This window comes from Streptomyces sp. NPDC037389 (assembly GCF_040636475.1).
GTDB lineage: Bacteria > Actinomycetota > Actinomycetes > Streptomycetales > Streptomycetaceae > Streptomyces > Streptomyces hesseae.
In genome coordinates this window covers 1-15,383 of sequence record NZ_JBEZUS010000008.1, presented here as the reverse complement: position 1 = coordinate 15,383, position 15,383 = coordinate 1, and the positions used below count along the sequence as shown (strand labels likewise).

General features: G+C 73.2%; 14 protein-coding genes. 12 read left to right on the top strand and 2 right to left on the bottom strand.

Features of this window, described 5'->3' with window-relative positions; translation table 11 throughout:
- Positions 1 to 250: 250 nt before the first annotated feature.
- Together AB0E98_RS18815 and AB0E98_RS18810 are read right to left on the bottom strand one after the other, a co-directional pair.
- Entirely contained in the window at positions 251 to 2,470 is a 2,220-nt protein-coding gene (locus AB0E98_RS18815) for an NADP-dependent isocitrate dehydrogenase (RefSeq protein ID WP_361703719.1), read from the bottom strand.
- A 100-nt stretch (positions 2,471 to 2,570) separates the two neighbouring features.
- The gene (locus AB0E98_RS18810; RefSeq protein ID WP_361703717.1) at positions 2,571 to 3,191 is read right to left on the bottom strand and encodes a 2'-5' RNA ligase family protein; all 621 of its coding nucleotides are present in this window, start codon (positions 3,189 to 3,191) and stop codon (positions 2,571 to 2,573) included.
- 347 nt (positions 3,192 to 3,538) lie between these two features.
- Here AB0E98_RS18810 and AB0E98_RS18805 point away from each other — a divergent pair, with 347 nt between their 5' ends.
- The 12 genes from AB0E98_RS18805 to AB0E98_RS18750 all read left to right on the top strand — a co-directional run bounded on the left by AB0E98_RS18805 (position 3,539) and on the right by AB0E98_RS18750 (position 15,261).
- Positions 3,539 to 4,783 (top strand): DegT/DnrJ/EryC1/StrS family aminotransferase, encoded by a 1,245-nt coding sequence (locus AB0E98_RS18805; protein WP_361703714.1) that lies wholly within the window; start codon positions 3,539 to 3,541, stop codon positions 4,781 to 4,783.
- Between the two features lie 55 nt (positions 4,784 to 4,838).
- Positions 4,839 to 5,678 (top strand): DNA methyltransferase, encoded by an 840-nt coding sequence (locus tag AB0E98_RS18800; RefSeq protein ID WP_361703712.1) that lies wholly within the window; start codon positions 4,839 to 4,841, stop codon positions 5,676 to 5,678.
- Positions 5,679 to 5,683: 5 nt separating this feature from the next.
- The gene (locus tag AB0E98_RS18795) at positions 5,684 to 6,919 is read left to right on the top strand and encodes a 2-deoxy-scyllo-inosose synthase (RefSeq protein ID WP_361703709.1); all 1,236 of its coding nucleotides are present in this window, start codon (positions 5,684 to 5,686) and stop codon (positions 6,917 to 6,919) included.
- Positions 6,912 to 7,907, top strand: coding sequence for a hypothetical protein (locus AB0E98_RS18790; RefSeq protein WP_361703706.1), 996 nt, complete (start codon positions 6,912 to 6,914; stop codon positions 7,905 to 7,907). Before AB0E98_RS18795 ends, AB0E98_RS18790 begins: the two co-directional genes overlap by 8 nt.
- Before the next feature lie 74 nt (positions 7,908 to 7,981).
- Entirely contained in the window at positions 7,982 to 8,812 is an 831-nt protein-coding gene (locus AB0E98_RS18785) for a glycosyltransferase family A protein (RefSeq protein ID WP_361703704.1), read from the top strand.
- Positions 8,809 to 9,792: a radical SAM protein gene (locus AB0E98_RS18780; RefSeq protein ID WP_361703702.1), complete on the top strand. Its 984-nt coding sequence runs from the start codon at positions 8,809 to 8,811 to the stop codon at positions 9,790 to 9,792. The genes AB0E98_RS18785 and AB0E98_RS18780 overlap by 4 nt, the downstream gene beginning before the upstream one ends.
- On the top strand, positions 9,792 to 10,733 hold the full coding sequence (locus AB0E98_RS18775) for an NAD(P)-dependent oxidoreductase (protein WP_361703700.1): 942 nt from the start codon (positions 9,792 to 9,794) through the stop codon (positions 10,731 to 10,733). The genes AB0E98_RS18780 and AB0E98_RS18775 overlap by 1 nt, the downstream gene beginning before the upstream one ends.
- Positions 10,730 to 11,881, top strand: a complete 1,152-nt coding sequence (locus AB0E98_RS18770; protein ID WP_361703698.1) for a DegT/DnrJ/EryC1/StrS family aminotransferase — start codon at positions 10,730 to 10,732, stop codon at positions 11,879 to 11,881. The genes AB0E98_RS18775 and AB0E98_RS18770 overlap by 4 nt, the downstream gene beginning before the upstream one ends.
- 16 nt (positions 11,882 to 11,897) lie before the next feature.
- Complete coding sequence (locus AB0E98_RS18765; protein ID WP_361703696.1) at positions 11,898 to 12,674, top strand: phytanoyl-CoA dioxygenase family protein; 777 nt, start codon at positions 11,898 to 11,900, stop codon at positions 12,672 to 12,674.
- A gap of 64 nt (positions 12,675 to 12,738) precedes the next feature.
- A complete protein-coding gene (locus tag AB0E98_RS18760) occupies positions 12,739 to 13,353 on the top strand; it encodes an SIS domain-containing protein (protein WP_361703693.1) in 615 nt (204 codons plus the stop codon).
- A gap of 10 nt (positions 13,354 to 13,363) precedes the next feature.
- Positions 13,364 to 14,380, top strand: a complete 1,017-nt coding sequence (locus AB0E98_RS18755) for an alcohol dehydrogenase catalytic domain-containing protein (RefSeq protein WP_361703691.1) — start codon at positions 13,364 to 13,366, stop codon at positions 14,378 to 14,380.
- A gap of 20 nt (positions 14,381 to 14,400) precedes the next feature.
- Positions 14,401 to 15,261, top strand: coding sequence for a hypothetical protein (locus AB0E98_RS18750; protein WP_361703688.1), 861 nt, complete (start codon positions 14,401 to 14,403; stop codon positions 15,259 to 15,261).
- Positions 15,262 to 15,383: the final 122 nt, after the last annotated feature.

Sequence of the window (15,383 nt, the reverse complement as noted above, 5' to 3'; positions counted from 1 at the left end):
GGGGCCTCCCCCCCCCCCCGGCCCCCCCCACCACCCCCTTAAACACCCCCCCGCGCGCCCCCCCCCCCCCCCCCGGCCCCCCCCCGCGGCCCCCCCCGGGCCCGGGCGGCGGCCTGTTTCCGGAGGCCGTGCCGGTCGGGGAACCGCGACGATACGGGACCGCCCCGGCCGGCGGGTGCCGGTCGGGGCGGTGTGCCGGGCGTATGGCCGGACGGCGGTGGGCCGTCCGGATCCGTCCGGGCCGGGTGGGTCAGGCCAGGGTCGAGATGGCCTGGTTGAAGGTCGCGGACGGGCGCATGACGGCCGCGGCCTTGGTCACGTCGGGCTGGTAGTAGCCGCCGATGTCGGCCGACTGGCCCTGGACGGCGTTCAGCTCGTCGACGATCTTCTGCTCGTTGGCGGAGAGCGTCTCGGCGAGCGGGGCGAAGGCCTTGGCCAGGTCCGCGTCGGCGGTCTGCGCGGCCAGCTCCTGGGCCCAGTACATGGACAGGTAGAAGTGGCTGCCGCGGTTGTCGATGCCGCCGACGCGACGGGTCGGGGACTTGTCCTCGTTGAGGAAGGTCGCCGTGGCGCGGTCGAGGGCGTCGGCGAGGACCTGGGCGCGCTGGTCGCCGGTGCTCTTCGCGTAGTGCTCCAGGGACGGGACCAGCGCGAAGAACTCGCCGAGCGAGTCCCAGCGCAGGTAGTTCTCCTTGACCAGCTGCTGGACGTGCTTGGGGGCGGAGCCGCCCGCGCCCGTCTCGAAGAGGCCGCCGCCCGCCATCAGCGGGACGACCGACAGCATCTTGGCGCTGGTGCCCAGCTCCAGGATCGGGAACAGGTCGGTGAGGTAGTCGCGGAGCACGTTGCCCGTGACGGAGATGGTGTTCTCGCCGCGGCGGATGCGCTCGACGGACAGCTTGGTCGCCTCGACCGGGGACAGGACGCGGATGTCCAGGCCCTCGGTGTCGTGCTCGGGCAGGTACCGCTCGATCTTGGCGATCAGGTTGGCGTCGTGGGCGCGGGTCTCGTCGAGCCAGAAGACGGCCGGGTCGCCGGTGGCGCGGGCGCGGGTGACGGCCAGCTTCACCCAGTCCTTGATCGGGGCGTCCTTGGTCTGGCAGGCGCGGAAGATGTCGCCGGCGGAGACGGTCTGCTCCAGGACGACGTTCCCGGCCTGGTCGACCAGGCGGACGGTGCCGGTGACCGGGATCTCGAACGTCTTGTCGTGGCTGCCGTACTCCTCGGCCTTCTGGGCCATCAGACCGACGTTGGGCACGGTGCCCATCGTGGCCGGGTCGAAGGCGCCGTGGGCGCGGCAGTCGTCGACGACGACCTGGTAGACGCCCGCGTAGCTGCTGTCGGGCAGCACGGCGAGGGTGTCGGCCTCCTGGCCGTCCGGGCCCCACATGTGGCCGGAGGTGCGGATCATGGCCGGCATGGAGGCGTCGACGATGACGTCGCTGGGGACGTGGAGGTTGGTGATGCCGCGGTCGGAGTCGACCATCGCCAGGGCCGGGCCCTCGGCGAGCTCGGCCTCGAAGGACGCCTTGATCGCGTCGCCCTCGGGCAGCGCCTCCAGGCCCTTGAAGATGCCGCCGAGGCCGTCGTTCGGGGTGAGGCCGGCCGCGGCCAGGGTGCCGCCGTGCGCGGCGAAGGTCTTCGGGAAGAAGGCGCGGACCACGTGGCCGAAGACGATCGGGTCGGAGACCTTCATCATCGTGGCCTTCAGGTGCACCGAGAACAGCACGTCCTCGGCCTTGGCGCGGGACACCTGCGCCGTGAGGAACTCGCGCAGCGCGGCGACGCGCATGACGGAGGCGTCGACGACCTCGCCGGCGAGCACCGGTACGGACTCGCGCAGGACGGTGGTGGAGCCGTCGTCACCCGCCAGCTCGATGCGCAGCGCGCCGTCCTCGGCGATGATCGCGGACTTCTCGGTGGAGCGGAAGTCGTCGGCGCCCATGGTGGCGACGTTCGTCTTCGACCCGGAGGTCCAGGCGCCCATGCGGTGCGGGTGGGTCTTGGCGTAGTTCTTCACCGAGGCGGGGGCGCGCCGGTCGGAGTTGCCCTCGCGCAGGACCGGGTTGACGGCGCTGCCCTTGACCTTGTCGTAGCGGGCGCGGATGTCGCGCTCCTCGTCGGTCTTCGGGTCGTCCGGGTAGTCCGGCAGCGCGTAGCCCTGCTCCTGGAGCTCCGCGACGGCGGCCTTCAGCTGCGGGATCGAGGCCGAGATGTTCGGCAGCTTGATGATGTTGGCACCGGGCGTCTTGGCCAGCTCGCCGAGCTCGGCGAGGGCGTCGGCGATGCGCTGGCCCTCCTCGAGGTACTCGGGGAAGCCGGCGATGATCCGGCCCGCCAGGGAGATGTCACGGGTCTCCACAGTGACCCCGGCCTGCGAGGCGTAGGCCTTGACCACGGGCAGGAAGGAATGCGTCGCCAGGGCCGGCGCCTCGTCGGTGTGGGTATAGATGATGGTCGAGTCAGTCACCGGGTGCTCCGCTCCACGTCTATAACATTGCTTGACATCAAGATATCTCGTGCCGGGCGTCTCCTCGACAGGACCCCGCCTCCGGGGCGGGCCCTCCGGCTCACTCCTCCGGCTCGGTCCCCGCCGGCCGGACCTCGCCGGTGCCCAGTGCGATCACGGCCCGGGGCCGCATGGGGCCGTCGCCGCGCCGGGAGAGCAGGACCACCTCCCCGACCACCGCCGACAGGGTGCCGAGCCGGGCGGCGCACTCGGCGGCCAGGCGCCGGGGGTCCTGGGTGCGGCCGAGGGACAGATGTGGGGTGAAGCGGTCGCCGCGTCCGTGGCACAGCGGGAATCGTGACTCCAGCGCCCTGTGGAGGCGGGCCCACGGTGCCGGATCGGCCGCGGCCGGGTCGAGCCATACCGTCGCGTAGTGGCGGTGCCGGAAGTACCGGACGCCCGCCAGCCGTGCCGTGAACGCCGCGTTCTCCGCCGCTCCGGCGGCGAGCAGTGGCACGGCCCGCGCGAACTCCTCCTCCGGTACGAAGCCGAACAGCAGGTTCACATGCGGCGGCCACCGCCGTACCTGTGGGTCGTGCTCCCAGCGGATGTCCTGGATCGCCGGCCACAGTTCCCGGGGCGGCAGCCAGACCACCGCCGTCCGGGCAGTCGGCCCCACCGTGAGCGCGGCCGGCGGCTCGGCCCCATCGAAGGCCCCGCCGAAGGCCCGGTTCCCGTTCACACCGTCATGGTGTCCGGGCCCGCGCCCGGAGCGCACGCGATCACCCCGATCGCCGGTGTGCAATTCCGGTCAAGGACCGGTGATCGTCAGGGAGTTGACACAACGGTCAATAGTCACCGCTCTCAACCATACGCAGGACAATCAAGCTTCCCCCACGCCCCAGGGCTCCCGGAGTCGAAGCGAATCAATGCGCCAACCACATACCGGTCGTTGACGCATGCCATGCGCACATGCGTACGCTTCTCGATATCCCGTTCAAGCTTCGGCGGAACGGCATGCGCGCGACACCGTTGGCGTTCGGCCCACTCCCCACACTCGTGGCCCGGTGAACACGGAGGTCCGGCAGTTTGAAGACACACACGCACTCATGGCCCGCATGGCCGAGGTACACCCCGCAGACCGAGGAGCGCCTGCTCGCGGCGCTGCGGTCGGGCCGCTGGACGGTCAGCGGCGCCTATACGGGCGAGCAGTCCTTCGAGGAGTCCTTCGCCCGGGCCTTCGCCGGGTATCTTGGCGCCGCGCACGCGGTCCCCACCTGCAACGGCTCGGCCGCGCTCACCGTCGCCCTGGAGGCGCTGGACGTCGGTCCCGGTGACGAGGTGCTCGTCCCGGGCCTCACCTGGGTGGCCTGCGCCTCCTCCGTCCTGCGCGTCGGCGCGACCCCCGTGCTCGTCGACGTCGACCCGGACACCCTGTGCATGTCCGTCGCGGCGGCCGAGGCCGCGCTCACCCCCAGGACCAAGGTCGTCATGGCGGTGCACCTGTACGGGTCCGCCGTGGACCTCGACGCCATGGGCGCGCTGACCCGCCGGCACGGCCTGGCGCTGCTGGAGGACTGCTCGCACGTGCACGGCGCCACCTGGCGCGGGCGCCGGCTGGGGAGCTTCGGTGACGTGGCGGCGTTCAGCCTCCAGCAGACCAAGCTCCTCACCTCCGGGGAGGGCGGCGTCGCGGTGACCTCCGACCCGGAGATCCACTCCCGTCTCTACCGCAAGCGGGCCGACGGCCGCCGGCACCGGACGGACACCCCGACCGGCGAGCTGGAGCTGGAGGAGCTGCCCGGCGTGCAGGGCTACAACTACTGCATGAGCGAGTTCAACGCGGCCGTCGCGCTGGACGGACTCGGCCGGCTCGACGAGGAGAACGACCGGCGCAGGGTCTCCATGCGGCGCCTGGAGGAGCTGTTCGAGGACGTCGAGGGCGTGTACCCCCTCGTCCGGCCCGCCGCGCTGACCGCCGAGGCCGCCTACCAGGTCTGTATCCGGCTGCGCCCGGAGGTGTTCGGCCACGGGGCCAAGCACAAGGTCGCCGCCCTGCTCTCCCAGCAGCTGGGGGCACACATCGAGCCCGCCGACTCGGCCCTCAACCGCAACGACCTCTACCAGCCGCTCAGCTCCGGCTGGGCCGGGGCCGGGGCCGACCCCCGGCGGGCCCGGGACCTGGACCCGGCGCGGTTCGAGCTGCCCGTCGCCGAGGCCGCGGGGGAGAACGCCGTCGTCCTCCCGCACTGGATGTTCCTCGCCCCGCCGGAGCGCATGGAGCTCGTGGCCGCGGCGCTGGGGACGGCCCGGACCCGGCTGGGCGTCGTCTGACGCCTCGCGAGGTCCGCGCTCCCGGCAGCTCCGCCCCACGACGAAAGGGCATGCCATGACCCCCCGTACCGCGCCGGGCGACGTCGCCGTGCGCACGGTGACATCGACGGACGGCGGAACCCTCACCCAGGGCGACGCCGTCGGCTTCCTGCGCAGCCTGCCCGACGCCACCGCCCGTCTGGTGGTCACCTCCCCCTGGTTCACCGGCCCCTTCACGGCCTCCTCCACCGACCCCACCGGCCCCGGCTTCGTCAAGTGGCTCGACCCGTTCCTGACGGAGATCGCCCGGGTGCTCCGGCCGGACGGCAGCCTCGTGATGGAGCTGGGCTGCTGCTGGGCGAAGGACGCCCCGGTGCGCACCGTGCAGAACTTCTCCGCGATCAACGGCCTGCTCGCCGGCGGCGACTGGCACCTGCTCCAGGAGTTCTACTGGTACAACCCCGGCTTCCTGGATACCGACGTGGAATGGTCCGGCCGGCGCCGGGAGCGCTTCGAGGACTGCGTGAGCATGTGGTTCTGGCTGGCCAGGACACCCGACGTACCGGTGGACGTCCAAGGGGTGCGCGGCTTCCAGAACCACCTCACCCGGGCGTACGGCAACTTCCTCGTCCTGGGCGACTCCACGGCCGACGACCACGACCCAGGTCCCGGCGACGTAGCGGGCGACCCGTCCGGCGAACGGGCCCGGGCCCACGCCGAGCGCTTCCCGGTGGCACTGCCCGAGTACTTCATCCGCCTGCTCACCCGGGAGGGCGAGCTCGTGGTCGACCCCTTCGCCGGGACCGGTGCCACGGCCCTGGCCGCCGAGGCCACCGGCCGGCCCTGGGCGTGCAACGACTTCTCGGACGAGGCGACCGGGATCGCCCAGCGGCGCATCGACGCATTACGAAGGTGATGGTGATGGACTCCCAGTTCCCTCCCCCGGCCCCGGCCGACCTCCACGGCCCCCCGCCACCCCTGACCGAACGGCACTTCTCCCTCGGCGACCGGCGCGTCCGGGTGCTGCTCGGGCACGACTGCCTCGACGACGTGGCCCAGGTGCTCACCTCACTGGACGCGGACCGCCTCGTATTCGTCACCGACGACACCGTCCAGGGCGTGGTCGCGAGCAAGCTCGCGGGGGTCGTCGAGCAGACCGCGCCCGCCCTGCTGCTCTCCCACCCGCCCGGCGAGGCCCACAAGAACCTCGCCACGCTCTCCCGGTTCATCGACCTCGCCCTGGACTTCAAGGTCACCCGCCGCTCCGTCGTCGTGGCCGTCGGCGGCGGCATCCCCGGCAACATCGCCGGGCTGCTGGCCGGGCTGCTCTTCCGCGGCATCCGGCTCGTCCACGTCCCCACCACCGTCATCGCCGCCTGCGACTCGGTGATCTCCGCCAAGCAGGCCGTCAACACCGCACACGCCAAGAACACCGTCGGGCTGTACCACCCGCCGGAGCTGATCGTCGTCGACTTCGGCGTGGTGGCCATGGGTTCCCCGCGCGACCTGCGGTCGGGCACCTGCGAGACCGTCAAGAACGCGCTCGCCATCGAGCCCGGCCAGATCACCGCCCTGCGCCGGCTGCTGCGCCCCCGGGCCGACTACACGCCGGCGGACCTGGAGGAGATCTTCGAGCTGAGCCTGGCGGTCAAGAGCCGGCTGCTGCTGGAGGACCCCCACGAGAAATACTCGGGCGTGCTGCTGGAGTACGGCCACACCGTCGGGCACGCCCTGGAGCTCGCCAGCGCCGCCCCCGCCTCGCGGGCCGTACCCGTCAAGCACGGCGAGGCGGTGGCCCTGGGCATGGCCGTCGCGGCCGACGTCGCCCACCGGCTCGGCGCGCTGGGCGCGGACGCCGTGGCCACCCACGAGGAGCTCATCGAGCGCGTCGGGGTGTGCCGCTGTCTGACCGCCGGGCTGGACACGGAGACGGTGATGCACCACATCGGCTTCGACAACAAGCGCGGCTACGAGGCGCACACCTCCTCCGACGTCCCGATGGTGCTGCTGGGCGCGCTGGGCGTCCCGCTCGGCCTCGGGCAGCACTACCTCACCCCGGTCCCCCGCCGGGAGGTCCGGGCCGCCGTGCACGAACTGCTGCGCCGGGGCCGCGAGTGCGGCGGGGACCACGACCCGGGACACGAGGCCCATGGCTGAGACCGTCACGGCCCGCGCTCCCCTGCGGATCTCCCTGGCGGGCGGCGGCACCGACATCCCCAGCTACTCCGCCCGCCACGGCGGACTGGTGATCGCCTGTGCCATCGACCGCTACGTCGGCGTGACCGTCCACCCCCGCGAGTTCCGGGGCCGGCTGCGCACCGCCACGGACTCCTGCGAGACCGTGGCGGAGGCGGCGCGGCACCCGGACCCCATGCTGCGGGCCTGTCTGACGCGCGCGGGGCTGGTCCGCGACCGCCAGGTCACCGTCTTCGGCGACGTGCCCAGCGGCAGCGGGCTGGGCGGCTCGGCCGCCCTGGCCGTCTCCGTGCTGCACGCCGCCGCCCACCCCCATGCCCCCGGCGCGGACGGGCTCGCGGAGACGGCGAGCCGGATCGAGATCGAGGACCTGGGCCGGGCCGTCGGCAAACAGGACCACTACATGGCGGCCCACGGCGGCGTCCGGATCCTCCGCTTCGCCCCCTCCGGCCGGGTGGAGACCGAAAGCCTCGACCTCGACCCGGGCGTACGCGCCGAGCTGGAGGAGCGGCTGCTGCTCTTCTACACCGGCATCAGCCGCGACGCCGGGGACATCCTCTCCGAACAGAACCGCCGCACCCTTCAGGGCCACGGCGACGCTCTGGAGCGCCTCCACGCGATCCGGCGCATCGCCGACGACATGGCCGACTGCCTGCGCAAGGGCGACCTCGACGGCGTCGGCCCCCTCGTCGAGGAGCACTGGCGGCTCAAGTCACGGCTCGGCTCCCGCGTCAGCAGCCCCTGGCTCCAGGAGCTCCACGACCGGGCGCTGGCGGCCGGCGCCGCCGGAGGGAAGCTGCTGGGGTCCGGCGGCGGCGGTTTCCTGCTGCTGGTCTGCGCCCGCGACCGGCGGCAGACGGTACGCCGGGCCATGACCGGCGCGGGCCTGACGGAACTGCGTTTCCGCTTCACCGAACACGGCTCCCGGGCCGTCGCCCTGCCCCTGTGAACGACCGTCCCGGGTGAACCACCACCCCACCCAACGGCCAGACGAACGCACACCGAGCGAAGGGCGATCCAGCCGTGCTGGTCACCGTCGTCACCCTCACCAGAAACCGGCCCCGCCTGCTGGAACGCGCCCTGCGCAGCGTCCAGCGACAGGACCTCGACGCCCCCTTCCGGCACCTCGTCGTGATCGACGACTGCCACGAGACCTATGCGTACCTGCGCTCCCATGAGCCGCTGCCCGGGAACGTCCGCTGGCTGCTGGCCGGGCGCGGCCCCGACGACGTCTCCGGGCCGGGACGCTCGGCACGGCTGCGCAACATGGCCGTCCGCGCGAGCCGCGCCCACTGGATCGGCTTCCTCGACGACGACAACGAATGGGAACCGGACCACCTCGGCAGCCTCCTGGAGTGCGCCGGGCGCACCGGCCACCGCGCCGTCCACTCCCACCTGCGGATGCTCAACGCGGACGGCACCCCCTATCTGGAGCCCCGCGAGCCCTGGGCCCGCGACCCGACGGAGGGGCGCGCCCAGTGGGCGCGGATGCGCGCCAAGGGCGTCGTCTCCCCCGGCGCCTGTGTGCGGCGGGACCGGCTCGACCCGCCGGGCACGGACGACCCCGTCGTCTCCGTCGACACCGGCGAATGGCTGCTGGCCCGCGACCTGCTCCTCGACGTGCCCTTCCGGGACGTCTACGACGCCCACGACGAGGCCGAGTCCATCGGCGAGGACGACAAGCTCGCCATGGACCTGCGCGACCTCGCCGAGCCGGTCTCCTGCACGGGAAAGGCCACCTTGCGCTACTACCTCGGCGGCTACTCCAACAACTTCTCCCTCCCCTTCGACCCGACCTTCTCCTGGCGGGACGCCGGAGACGCCTCCGATCAGAAACCCGAGGCGGTCCGATGACCTATCGCGTCGAGAACGGAAAGGTGGTCACCCCGGAGGGGTGCGAACTCAACGTCGCCCACCACTGCAACCTCGGCTGCGCCTCGTGCAGCCACCTCTCCCCCGTCTTCACCCGCTCCTTCGTCGCGCCCGAGACGGCGGCCCGCGATCTGGACCTGCTGGCGAAGTCCTTCCGGGCACGGTTCGTGAAGGTCCTCGGCGGTGAGCCGCTGCTGCACCGCGAGCTCGTCACCATCCTGGGCTCGGTGCGCGCCAGCGGCATCGCGCCGCGCGTCGTCGTGTGCACCAACGGCGTGCTGCTGCCGCGCATGCGCGAGGACTTCTGGGCGGCGGTGGACGAGGTGGAGATCTCCGTCTACCCCGGCAGGGAGATCCCCGAGGAGAAGATGGCCCGGATCCGCGACCACGCGGCGGACCACGGGGTCACCCTGACCCTCCTCCACTACTCGCACTTCCGCTACTCCTACTCGGAGTCCGGCACCCGCGACGACCGTCTGGTGCGACGGATCTTCTCGACGTGCCAGATCGCGCACGTGTGGCGCTGCCACACCGTCTTCGAGGGCCACTTCTTCAAGTGCCCGCAGTCCGTGTTCCTGCCCCGGGTCCTTCAGGGCGGGGCGGACCCGTGGGAGGACGCACTGGAGATCACGGACGCCCCGGGGTTCCCGGACCGGCTGCTGGCCTATCTCCGCTCCCCCGAGCCCCTGGCGGCCTGCCGCAACTGCCTGGGCAGCGCCGGGCGGCTCATGCCGCACGAGCAGCGCACCCGGCGCGACTTCCGGCTGCCGCAGCAACACCCCACCGAAGACCTCACCGACCGCGTGTTCCTGGACCTGCTGGACCGCACCCCCGACGCGGACGACGGCTGCGCCGTGGACAGCGCGGAGGAATGGCGCTCCCGGCTGCACGAGACCGCCGGCGCGGCGGCCGCGGGCCCGGCGTCCGGCACCACCACCCACCACACCCCCAAGGGGACCTGATGCGAGCTCTGGTGACCGGCGGATCGGGCTTCATCGGCCGCCATGTGGCCCGTCGCTTCCATGAAGAGGGCCACGAGGTCCTCGTCGTCGACACGCGGTGGACCACCGACGACCCTTTCCCGGGTGCGGCGCTGAGCGTGACCGCGCGGCGGGAGCTGACCGGCCTGTTCGCCTCCTGGCGGCCGGACGTGGTCCTCCACCTGGCGGGCGTCGCCGACGCCCGGGCCGTCCTGGCCGACCCGGTGACCGCGATGGACGTCAACGTCACCGGCACCACCGCGGTGCTCGACGCGTCGGCCGCCTGCGGTGTCTCCCGCGTCGTCCTCGCGGGCAGCTGCTGGGTGTACAACGCCATGCGCGTCGAGGCCATCGACGAGGACGAGCCGTTCCTGCCCACGGGCGCGGGCCACTTCTACACCACCTCGATGATCGCCAAGGAGCTGCTGGCCCGCGACTACGCCCGGCTGCACGGCCTCGCGTCCACCGTCCTGCGCTACAGCCCCATCTACGGCCCCGGCATGTGGCCCGGCCTCGTCGTCTCCGCGTTCCTGCGCGCGGCGGCCGAGGGCCGGGAACTGACCGTCTTCGGAGACGGCTCCGAGCGCCGGGCGTTCCTCCACGTCCACGACCTCGCCGACGCCTTCCACCGGGCCACGGCCCCTGTCGCCGCCAACCAGGTCTACAACCTGGAAGGGCCCGAGATCCTCACCACCGGGGAGCTCGCCGAGCGGGTCTCCGCGCTGTTCGGCGGGGTGCCCATCGTCTACCGCGAGGAGCCCACCCGGCGCGGTGAGCTCGTCTACTCCCAGCGTTTCGTCTCCACCGCCAAGGCCCGCGCCCAGCTCGGCTGGGCGCCCGGGATCACCATCGACGAGGGGCTGCGCATGGAGCTGGAGCACCGCGCGGACCGCAGCGGCCAGGCGGAGGTGAGCGGCCGATGACGCCTCCGCACGTGGTCCCCGTCCGGCCCGACTTCCCGGAAGCGGACATCCAGGAGGTGCTCGCCGCCGTGCGCACCGGCCTGGAGACCGGGCAGCTCACCCAGGGCGCGCAGGTCGAGGCGTTCGAGGCGGAGATGGCGCGTTACACCGGTGCCCGGCACGCCGTGGCCGTCGCCTCCGGCACGGCCGCCCTGGTCTGCGGGCTGCGGGCGCTGGCCGGCGAAGCCGGCGGCGAGGTGCTGGTACCGGCCAACTCCTTCTACTCGACGGCCGCCGCGCCCCTGCTGGCCGGGCTGCGGGTGCGGCTGACGGACGTGGACGCCGGCACGCTCTCGCCCGGCGTCCGCGAGCTGGAGCAGGCCGTCACCGACGCCACCACGGGCGTCCTGATCGTCCACATGGGCGGCATCGTCACCCCGGACATCGAGGACATCGCCGCCTGGTGCGCCCGGCGCGGACTGTGGCTGTTCGAGGACTGCGCCCACGCCCACGGCAGCCGTCTGGAGGGCCGCCATGCCGGGACGTTCGGGGCGGCCGGGGCGTTCTCCTTCTTCGCCACGAAGGTCATCACCTCCGCCGAGGGAGGCATGGTCACCACCGACGACGACGAACTCGCCCGGCTCGTCCGCCTCTACCGCAATCTGGGCAAGCCCGAACCCTGGCGCAGCATCCACACGGTGCTCGGCGAGAACGCGCGGATGAGCGAGCTGCACGCCGCCGTCGGCCGGACCCAGCTGCGTCGCCTCGATACGTTCCTGGCCGTCCGCGACCGGCTCGCCCGGCGCTACACCGCCGGGCTGGCCGGGATGCGCGGCGTCCACCCACTGCTGCCCGGGCACTCGCCCGCGAGCTGGTACAAGTACGTGGTCGTGCTGGACCCGGGCGTGGACCGGCAGCGGCTGCGGGAGCGGATGCGGGACGCCGGGGTGCAACTGGGCGGCGAGATCTACGAGATGCCGCTGGACGCCCAGCCGGTGTTCGAGGGCCGGTTCCCGGCCGGGGAGCACCCCGTGGCCGCGGACCTGTGCGCCCGGCACATCTGTCTGCCCCTCCACACCCGGATGGGCGAGCACGACACCGACACCGTCCTGCGCGCCCTCGACAAGGCCCTCGCCGACCCGGACGTGACCCTGCCCCCGTGGCACTGACGGAAAGGGAACCCCTGTGCCCGCCCTGTCACCGGAAGAGCTCTACCTCTTCGACACCACCGGATTCCTGGTCGTGCCGGGCGTCTTCGACCCCTCCGAGGTCACCGGCCTCCGCGCGGAACTCGACCGGCTCCACCCCGTCGACCCCGGATTCGACAACACCAGCCGCTACAACGACCTGCCCCGCACCAGCGAGGCGTTCGCGAAGCTCGGCCGGGACGAACGCATCGTCGGCCGGGTCCGCGAGGTGGTCAACCAGCCGCTGCGCGTGCTGGAGGGCTACGCGCTGCGCCGCGGCCGGGACAGCGTGCTCTACCTCCACGGCGGCAACTCCGAACTCCTCGACCTCGACGGCGGGACCGTGGGCCGCGACCTGTCGATCGCCCACACCTACCACGACGGCAAGCTGTTCTGTCCCTATGTGAAGGCCCTGGTCTACCTCAGCGACATCCGCTCCCCCGAGGACGGCTCGTTCTGCTACATCCAGGGCTCGCACAAGGCCAACTTCCCCCTGCTGCGCCCTCGTGCCGAGCGCGGGGAGCGCGCCTCGCTGATCGACGAGGGCTTCCCGACGCTCAGCGACGTCTTCGTCGGCGCCGGCGACCTGCTGCTCCTCAACGAGGCGCTGATGCACGGCACCCGCCGCAAGCGCACCCCCGGCGACCGCGTCCTGGCCGCCTTCGGGTACGGGCCGACCTATATGGCCGACTGGAGCGAGTGGGACGGCGAGTCCGGCGACCTGCGCGGCACCGGGTACGTCGACCACGACGTCGAAGAGGACTTCGTCCGCTGACCCCGTACGACCGTGGTGTCCACCGCACCCCGGTGCTCCCCGACACGATTGCAGGTACGCAGAGATGACGCAGGACTCCATCGCCACGGGCCGTACGGCCCGTGGCCCGTGGGACGAGTACCTGGACACCGCGGGCCCCCTGCTCCAGGCCATGGGCGACCAGGTGCACCGGCTGATCGGCGAACTCGACGAGGTACGGCGCGACGGGGCCACGGTCTATCTGGCGGGCAACGGCGGCAGCGCATCGGCCGCCTCCCACCTCGCGCAGGACCTCCTCAAGGGCACCTCCGCGGAGCAGAACCCGCCGCTGCGCGCGATCGCCCTGACCGACAACCTGTCCATGCTCACCGCCTACGCCAACGACTGTGGATACGAGCGGGTGTTCGTCGAGCCCCTGCGGCTGATGGCGCGCGCCGGCGACCGGCTGCTGGTGATCAGCTGCTCGGGCACCAGCCCCAACGTGGTGGCCGCGGCCCGCTGGGCCAAGGAGGCGGGGCTGCGGGTGATCGCGGTGACCGCGGGCACCGGGGGCATCCTGCGCGACCTGGCGGACACGGAGGTGAACGCCCCGACCAAGGACGTCGGCATGGCCGAGGCCATGCACAGCATGATCTTCCACTTCGTCACCCAGTTCCTGCGTGACAACAGCGGCAACTCCTGCCACTCCCACCAGGACTGAGAGGTCCCGTATGCGTGCAGCAGTGCTCAACGGCCCCCGCGACCTGTCCGTCGAGGCCGTCCCCGACCCGGTGCTCCCCGAGGGGTGGGCCCTGGTCCGCGTCGCCTACAACGCGATCTGCGGCAGCGACGTCTCCCTGTACAACGACGTGTGGCACGGCGCCGCCCTGCCGGCCGTACCGGGCCACGAGTGGAGCGGCACGGTCGCCGAGACCCGTAGCCCCCTGGTGTCCCCCGGGGACGTGGTGGCCGGGGACATCGCCCTGGCCTGCGGCCACTGCTCGTGGTGCGGCAGGGGGCAGCCGGTGATGTGCCCGGAGCTGCGCGAGTTCGGCTTCACCGACCCGGGCGGCTGCGCCGAGTTCATCGCCGTGCCCGCGCGGAACCTGGTGCGGCTCCCGCCGGACACCGACCTGCTGGCGGCCACGCAGACGGAGCCCCTGGCCGTGGCCCTCCACGCGCTGGACCGGGTGCGGCTGGAGGCCGGGGAGACCGTCGCGGTGCTGGGGTGCGGCGGCATCGGCCTGAACGTGCTCCAGGCGGCACGGGCGTCCGGCGGCCGGGTCGTCCTGGCCGTCGACCCGGTGGAACGGCGCGCCGCCGTGGCCGCCTCCCTCGGCGCGCGCACCGCGCTGTCGAGCGCCGGGGAGGTCACGCGGTGGATCGAGGACGCCGGGCCCGCCGGGCTGCCGGACGTCGTCCTGGACGCCTGTGGGGAACCGGACGCGATCCGGCTCGCCGCGGAGCTGGTACGGCCCGGCGGCCGCGTCGGCCTGATCGGCTACCGGGTGGGCAAGCGGGTCGAGATGCCGGCCGCGCAGTGGCCGCTGAAGCTGATGTCGACGATCGGGGTGATGGGCCCGGGCCGGTTCATGCGCCGGGCGGCGGACCTGCTCGTGGACGGCGCCGTGCGCACCGACCGGGTCATCACCCACGTCCTGGGGCTGTCGGAGGCGGACAAGGCGTTCCGGCTCGCCGACCGGCCGGGCCCCGATGTGATCCGGGTGGTGGTCCGTGCCGACGGCTGAGCGCGGGAAGGGCGGTACGGGTGGCTGAGCTGCGTACGGACCCGCTGACCGGCCTCACGGTGGCGGTCGACGGCCGCCGCCGGGCCCGGCCCCGCGCCCGGGACGAGGACTGCCCGTTCTGCCCGGGCGGGCTGGAGGCTCCCGAGGACTACCGGGTGCGGCGGTTCCCCAACCGCTGGCCCGCCCTGGACGGGGGCCGGTGCGAGGTGCTGCTCCACTCGCCCGAGCACGGCGCGTCCTGGGCCACGATGGGCCTCCACCAGGCGGCCCGGGCCGTGGAGTTGTGGAGCGAGTGCACCGCGGAGCTCGGCGCGCGGCCCGATGTGGCCTATGTGCTGCTCTTCGAGAACCGCGGCGCCGACGCGGGCGCGACCGTGGACCATCCGCACGGGCAGGCGTTCGGCCTGCCCTACGTCCCGCCCGCCCCCGCGACGCAGTTGGAGCGCAGCCGCGCGCTGGACCGCTGCCCGCTGTGCGAGGGGCCCGCGAAGGAGCTGGTGGTGGCGGAGGAGGGCGGCTGGCGGGCGTGGGTGCCCGAGGCGCCGCTGTTCCCTTACGCGCTGCGGCTGGCGCCGCGCGCCCATCTGCCGGACCTCCCGGGCGCGGGCGCGGACGGGCGGCGGGAGCTGGCCGCGCTGCTGACGACCGCCCTCGGCAGCGTCGACGCGCTGTTCGGGCGGCCGGCGCCGTATGTGCTGTGGGTGCGCCAGCGGCCCACCGACGGCGGGGACTGGCCGTGGGCGCATCTGTATCTGGAGATCAACGTGGTCTGGCGGGCTCCCGGGACGCCCCGGTACATCGCGGCGGGGGAACTGGGCAGCGGGATGTACTTCACCCCGCTGGAGCCGGAGCGGGCCGCCGAGACGCTGAGGGAGGTGTGATGGCCCGGCGGCGGTGCGCGCCCCGGCCGGGCCGGCGTGGGGGGGCGCGCGGGGGGGGGGCGGGGGCGGGGGGGGGGGGGGGCGCGCGGGGCGCCCGGGGGGCCCGGGGGCGGCGGGCGGGG

Excerpts from the sequence above, each read along its gene's own strand:
- AB0E98_RS18770 (WP_361703698.1), top strand. The coding sequence starts at position 10,730 with ATGACGCCTCCGCACGTGGTCCCCGTCCGGCCCGACTTCCCGGAAGCG.
- AB0E98_RS18755 (WP_361703691.1), top strand. The coding sequence starts at position 13,364 with ATGCGTGCAGCAGTGCTCAACGGCCCCCGCGACCTGTCCGTCGAGGCC.
- AB0E98_RS18800 (WP_361703712.1), top strand. The coding sequence starts at position 4,839 with ATGACCCCCCGTACCGCGCCGGGCGACGTCGCCGTGCGCACGGTGACA.
- AB0E98_RS18775 (WP_361703700.1), top strand. The coding sequence starts at position 9,792 with ATGCGAGCTCTGGTGACCGGCGGATCGGGCTTCATCGGCCGCCATGTG.
- AB0E98_RS18790 (WP_361703706.1), top strand. The coding sequence starts at position 6,912 with ATGGCTGAGACCGTCACGGCCCGCGCTCCCCTGCGGATCTCCCTGGCG.
- AB0E98_RS18780 (WP_361703702.1), top strand. The coding sequence starts at position 8,809 with ATGACCTATCGCGTCGAGAACGGAAAGGTGGTCACCCCGGAGGGGTGC.
- AB0E98_RS18795 (WP_361703709.1), top strand. The coding sequence starts at position 5,684 with ATGGACTCCCAGTTCCCTCCCCCGGCCCCGGCCGACCTCCACGGCCCC.
- AB0E98_RS18760 (WP_361703693.1), top strand. The coding sequence starts at position 12,739 with ATGACGCAGGACTCCATCGCCACGGGCCGTACGGCCCGTGGCCCGTGG.